Here is a 5,640-nt window from a genome sequence, read left to right on the forward strand (position 1 = left end):
TGCGGTGCGGGGGGCGGGTGTGTACGGGCGTCGTCTGGTCCGGGCCGGTGCCGGGAGCGGCGGAGGTGGTGCGGGTGGTGAGGTGCGGCTGAGTGGCTCGGTGTTGATCACGGGTGGGACGGGGGGTTTGGGTGGGCATGTGGCGCGGTGGGCGGTGGCGCGTGGTGCTGAGCATGTGGTGCTGGTGAGCCGTCGGGGTGAGCAGGCTGACGGTGTGTCCGGTCTGCGTGAGGAGCTGGTGGGGTTGGGTGCGCGGGTGACGGTGGAGGCGTGTGATGTCGCTGATCGGGAGGCGTTGGCGGGGGTGTTGGGGCGGGTGCCGGTGGAGTGTCCGCTGACGGCGGTGGTGCATGCGGCGGGTATCGGTGATGAGCATGTGCCGGTGGGGCAGTTGGAGGTGGGGCGGTTGGATGGGGTGTTGCGGGCGAAGGCGGTGTCGGCGTGGTATCTGCATGAGCTGACGGCGGGGCTGGACCTCCAGGCGTTCGTCCTGTTCTCGTCGGGTGCGGCGAGTTGGGGTGCTGGGGGGCAGGGGGCGTATGCGGCGGCGAATGCTTTTCTGGACGGGTTGGCGGGGTATCGGCGTGGTGCGGGGCTGGTGGCGACGTCGATCGCGTGGGGGTTGTGGGCGGGTCCGGGGATGGGTGCGGCAGGCGTTGAGGGGTATCGGCGGCGTGGTGTGTTGGCGATGGAGCCGGAGTTGGCGATGGCTGCTCTGGAGCAGGCGGTGCGCGACGGCTCGGTCACCCTCACGGTGACCAACACGGACTGGGAACGCTTCGCACCCAGTTTCACGGTGGAGCGCCCGAGTCCTCTGCTGTCGGGCATTCCGGAGGTACGCAAGGCACTCGCCCGGCTGGGTGCGGGGTCTGTCGGTGAGTCGGTGTTGCTGGGCAGGCTGTCCGGGCTGGGGGAGAAGGAACGTACGCGGGTGTTGGTTGATCTGGTGCGGCGGGAGGCGGCGGTCACTCTCGGTTTCGACAATGCTGATGCCTTGCCGTCGGGGAGGGCTTTCCGTGATGTGGGTTTTGATTCGCTGACGGCGGTGGAGCTGCGGAACAAGCTGGCGGCGGTCACGGGTCTCGTACTGCCTGTGAGTCTGGTCTTCGACTACCCGACGCCTGCGGGGCTGGCGGAGCATCTGGGCTCGGAGCTGCTGGGTTCACAAGCGCAGGTGATGGTTCCTGTTGTGGTGAAGGCGGAGCCGGACGAGCCGATCGCCATCGTCGGGATGGGCTGCCGGTTCCCCGGCGGGATCGAGAGCCCTGAACAACTGTGGGATGTGGTGGTGTCCTCGGTTGATGCGATGAGTGAGTTTCCCGCTGATCGGGGTTGGGATCTGGTCGGTGACGGTTTCGCCCGGGTGGGCGGGTTCATCGAGGACGCGGCGGAGTTCGATGCGGGGTTTTTCGGTATTTCGCCGCGTGAGGCGTTGGCGATGGATCCGCAGCAGCGGTTGTTGCTGGAGACGTCGTGGGAGGCGCTCGAGCGGGCTGGCATCGACCCGCACGCGCTGAAGGGCAGCAAGACCGGGGTCTTCGTGGGCGGAGCGGTTTCGGGATACGAGACTGTAGGCAACGTCTCGGACGAAGCGGACGGATACCGGATCACCGGTGGCGCGAGCAGCGTGTTGTCGGGCCGGATCGCGTACACGTTGGGACTGGAAGGCCCTGCGGTCACGGTGGACACGGCGTGCTCGTCGTCGCTGGTGGCGCTGCACTGGGCCACGCAGGCGCTGCGGTCGGGGGAATGCGATCTGGCACTGGCCGGTGGTGTGGCAGTGATGGCCACACCGGGAGCCTTCGCAGAGTTTGCCACTCAGGGTGTGTTGGCGGGGGACGGCCGCTGCAAGTCTTTTGCCGCGTCGGCTGACGGCACTGGGTGGGGTGAGGGTGCCGGGTTGTTGGTGGTGGAGCGGCTGTCGGACGCTCAGCGCAATGGCCACCGGGTGTTGGCGGTGGTGCGGGGTTCGGCGATCAACCAGGACGGAGCATCGAACGGGCTGTCGGCGCCGAACGGTCCCTCTCAGCAGCGGGTGATCCGGCAGGCGTTGGCCAGTGCTGGTCTGACCACGGCTGAGGTGGACGTGGTGGAAGCCCACGGCACCGGCACCCGGCTGGGGGACCCGATCGAGGCCCAGGCGCTGCTGGCCACGTATGGGCAGGACCGGGACCGTCCGCTGTGGCTGGGATCGCTGAAGTCCAACATCGGCCACACGCAGGCGGCCGCCGGTGTCGCTGGTGTGATGAAGATGGTGCTGGCGATGCAGCAGGGTGTGCTGCCCCGCACCTTGCATGTGGATGAACCGACCCCTGAGGTGGACTGGTCGGTCGGCGCGGTGGAGTTGCTGACCGAACAGCAACCGTGGCCGGCAGTCGACCGGCCGTGGCGGGCAGGAGTCTCCTCGTTCGGAGTCAGCGGCACCAACGCCCACGTGATCCTGGAACAGGCCCCCGAACCAACGCCGGTGTCCAGCGAGGCGTCTGCTCTGCCGGTGGTGCCGTGGGTGTTGTCGGCCAGGTCAGAGTCGGCGCTGCGGGAGCAGGCGCGGCGGCTTGCGGCACACGTGGAAGCCGATCCGGAGCTGAACCCGGTGAGTGTGGGCGCGGCACTGGTGTCGACCCGCGCGAGCCTGGAGCACCGTGCGGTGGTCCTGGGCACCGACCGGGACGAGCTGCTTGCCAGGCTGACCGAGCTGGCGGCCGGGGAACCTGGCGCCGGAGTGACTAGCCAGAGCACGGTCGACGGGCGTGACGTGGTGTTCGTGTTCCCGGGCCAGGGGGCACAGTGGGCCGGCATGGCCCAGGGGCTGCTGGCGGCTTCACCGGTGTTCGCGGAGCGGATGCGTGAATGCGCTCGGGCGTTGGCGCCGTTCGTGGAGTGGGACCTGCTGGAGGCGTTGGAGGACCTGGAGGCGCTGGGGCGCGTCGATGTGGTGCAGCCGGTGCTGTGGGCGGTTATGGTGTCGCTGGCACACCTCTGGCAGTCGCTGGGTGTGACACCGGCTGCGGTGGTGGGGCATTCGCAGGGTGAGATCGCGGCGGCCTGCGTGGCGGGCGGACTGTCGCTGGACGACGCGGCCAGGATCATCGCGGTGCGCAGCCGCCTGCTGGCCGGGACGCTGGGCGGGCGGGGCGGGATGGCGTCGGTGCGGCTGCCGCTGGCCGAGGCGGAGTCGTTGATCGCCCGGTGGGAGGGGCGGTTGTCGATTGCGGCGGTCAACGGACCTTCGTCGGTGGTGGTGTCCGGCGAGGCGGAAGCGGTCACGGAACTGGTCGCGGCGGGCGAGGCGGAGGACTTCCGGACCCGTCGGATGGACACGGACTGCGCGGGGCATTCCCCACAGGTCGAGGAGATCAGGGCCGCGCTGATCGAGGCGCTGGCGGACATAGCCCCGATGGAGGGCAGTGTCGCGTTCTACTCGACGGTGACGGGTGAGCTGACCGACACCCGTGAGCTGGACGCGGAGTACTGGTACCGCAACGCGCGGGAGACAGTACGGCTGGCCGACACGACCCCGCTGCTGGCCTCGGCCGGCTACGAGATGTTCGTAGAAGTCAGCCCCCACCCGGTGCTCACTCCCAGCCTGGAAGAAACCCTGTTCGAGTCCCACCCCGCAGCGGTCGTGACCGGAACCCTGCGCCGGGGCGAGAACGAGCCCGAACAACTATTGACCGCACTGTCCACTCTCCACACTCACGGTGTCCCGGTGGACTGGTCCGCGATAGTGGGCCGGGGTTCGGTGATGGATCTGCCGACGTACGCGTTCCAGCGTGAGCGGTACTGGCCGCGCCCCCGTTCTGCGGCCGGCGACGTGAGGAGCGTCGGGTTGGTGTCGGTGGGCCATCCGTTGCTGGGCGCGGCGGTGGAGTTGGCCGGTGGCGAGGGCGTGGTGTTCACCAACCGTCTGTCTCTCACCTCGCACGGCTGGCTGGCCGACCATGCGGCGCGGGGTGTGGTGTTGCTGGCCGGTACTGCGTTCGTGGAGTTGGTGGTGCGGGCGGGTGATGAGGTGGGGTGTGGTGTTGTGGAGGATCTGGTGCTGGAGCGGCCGTTGGTGCTGCCGGAGCACGGGGCTGTGCAGGTGCAGGTGGTGGTCGAAGCACTAACAGAGTCGGGCCGTCGTGCGGTGAGTGTGTACTCCCGGCCGGAGGAGACAACAGGGGAAGCGGCCTGGATACGGCATGCTGGCGGAACGCTGGCCTCCGAGGCGACGGTGCCGACGGGCGCGGAGCTGACGGTGTGGCCGCCGGCGGGAACGGAACCGGTGCCGGTGGACGGGTTCTACGAGGACCTGGCCGGGACGGGCTACGGGTACGGGCCGACCTTCCAAGGGGTACGGGCGGTGTGGCAGCGGGATGGGGAGGTCTTCGCTGAGGTGCGGCTGCCGGACGAGGCGGCTGAGCGGGCAGGGGAGTTCGGGATCCATCCGGCGTTGTTCGACGCCGCCCTGCACGCTGCTGCGTTCCTGCCCGCGGGGCGCGAGGGCGGGCTCCCGTTCTCCTGGAGCGGAGTGTCCCTGCACGCATCGGGCGCACGGTCACTGCGGGTCCGGCTCTCGGCGAATGAGGACGGCGCGCTCTGTCTGGACGCGGCTGATGACACCGGCTCCCCGGTGCTGTCGGTGGACTCACTGACACTGCGACCGTTGCGGGCGGAACTGCTGGAGTCCGGGTCTGAACAGCGCTCGCTGTTCAGCGTGGAGTGGGTTCTGAAGCCTGCCGTTCCGGCTGGGACCGAGGGATTGCCGCGGTGTGTGGTGGCGGGTGAGGGGGGTGAGGACCTGGCGGCGGTGCTGGGGGTTCCCTGGCATCTGGAGCTGTCGGAGTGCCCGGAGACGGATTTGGTTCTTCTGCTTGCGGGTGTCGGTGTCACCGGTGATGTGGCTGTGGTGCGTTCTGAGGTGTGCCGGGTGCTGGAGTTGGCGCAGGAGTGGTTGGCCGGCGATGAGCGTGATGGTGCACGGCTGGTGGTGGTGACCCGGAACGCGGTGTCCACGGGTACGGGTGACCGGGTGTCGGACGTGTCCGGGGCCGGGGTGCAGGGGTTGGTGCGATCAGCGCGGTCGGAGCATCCGGGCCGCTTCGGTCTGGTGGATGTGGACGGCAGTGCCGAGTCCTGGCGGTGGCTGCCCGCCGTACTGAGCGGCACGGCAGGTGAAGAGGACGGGTTCGAGCTGGCGGTGCGGGCCGGTCAGGCGTACAGCCCCCGGTTGGTGCCGGCGCGCACCCGGGGGGTGTTGGCGGCGCCTGCGGGGACGTGGCGGCTGGGGATGGCGGGTCAGGGCAGTGTCGACGATCTGGTGCTGGAACCGTCTTTCGAGGCTGAGGTGCCGTTGGGGGTGGGTCAGGTGCGGGTCGGGGTGCGTGCGGCGGGGCTGAACTTCCGGGATGTGTTGAATGTGCTGGGGGTGTATCCGGGTGTGGCGCCGGTGTTGGGTGCTGAGGTGGCGGGTGTGGTGCTGGAGGTGGGGTCGGGTGTGTCGGGTGTTGCGGTCGGGGACCGCGTGATGGGGATGGCTGTCGGCGGGTTCGGCCCGGTCGTGACGGCGGATGCGCGTCTCGTGGTGCGGGTTCCGCGGGGTTGGTCGTTCGCGGAGGCGGCGGGTGTGCCGGTGGTGTTCTTGACGGCGTGGTACGG

At 69.4% G+C, this 5,640-nt stretch carries 1 protein-coding gene; it reads left to right on the forward strand.

Going from position 1 to position 5,640, the window contains the following annotated elements; all coding sequences use genetic code 11:
• Nucleotides 1-5,640 (forward strand): SDR family NAD(P)-dependent oxidoreductase (locus ACLZOT_RS49575; protein WP_416975923.1); only part of this gene is annotated, 5,640 nt, incomplete at both ends.

Origin of the sequence: Streptomyces sp. 4F14 (assembly GCF_048159485.1) — a bacterium.
In the GTDB taxonomy this organism is placed as follows: Bacteria; Actinomycetota; Actinomycetes; order Streptomycetales; family Streptomycetaceae; genus Streptomyces.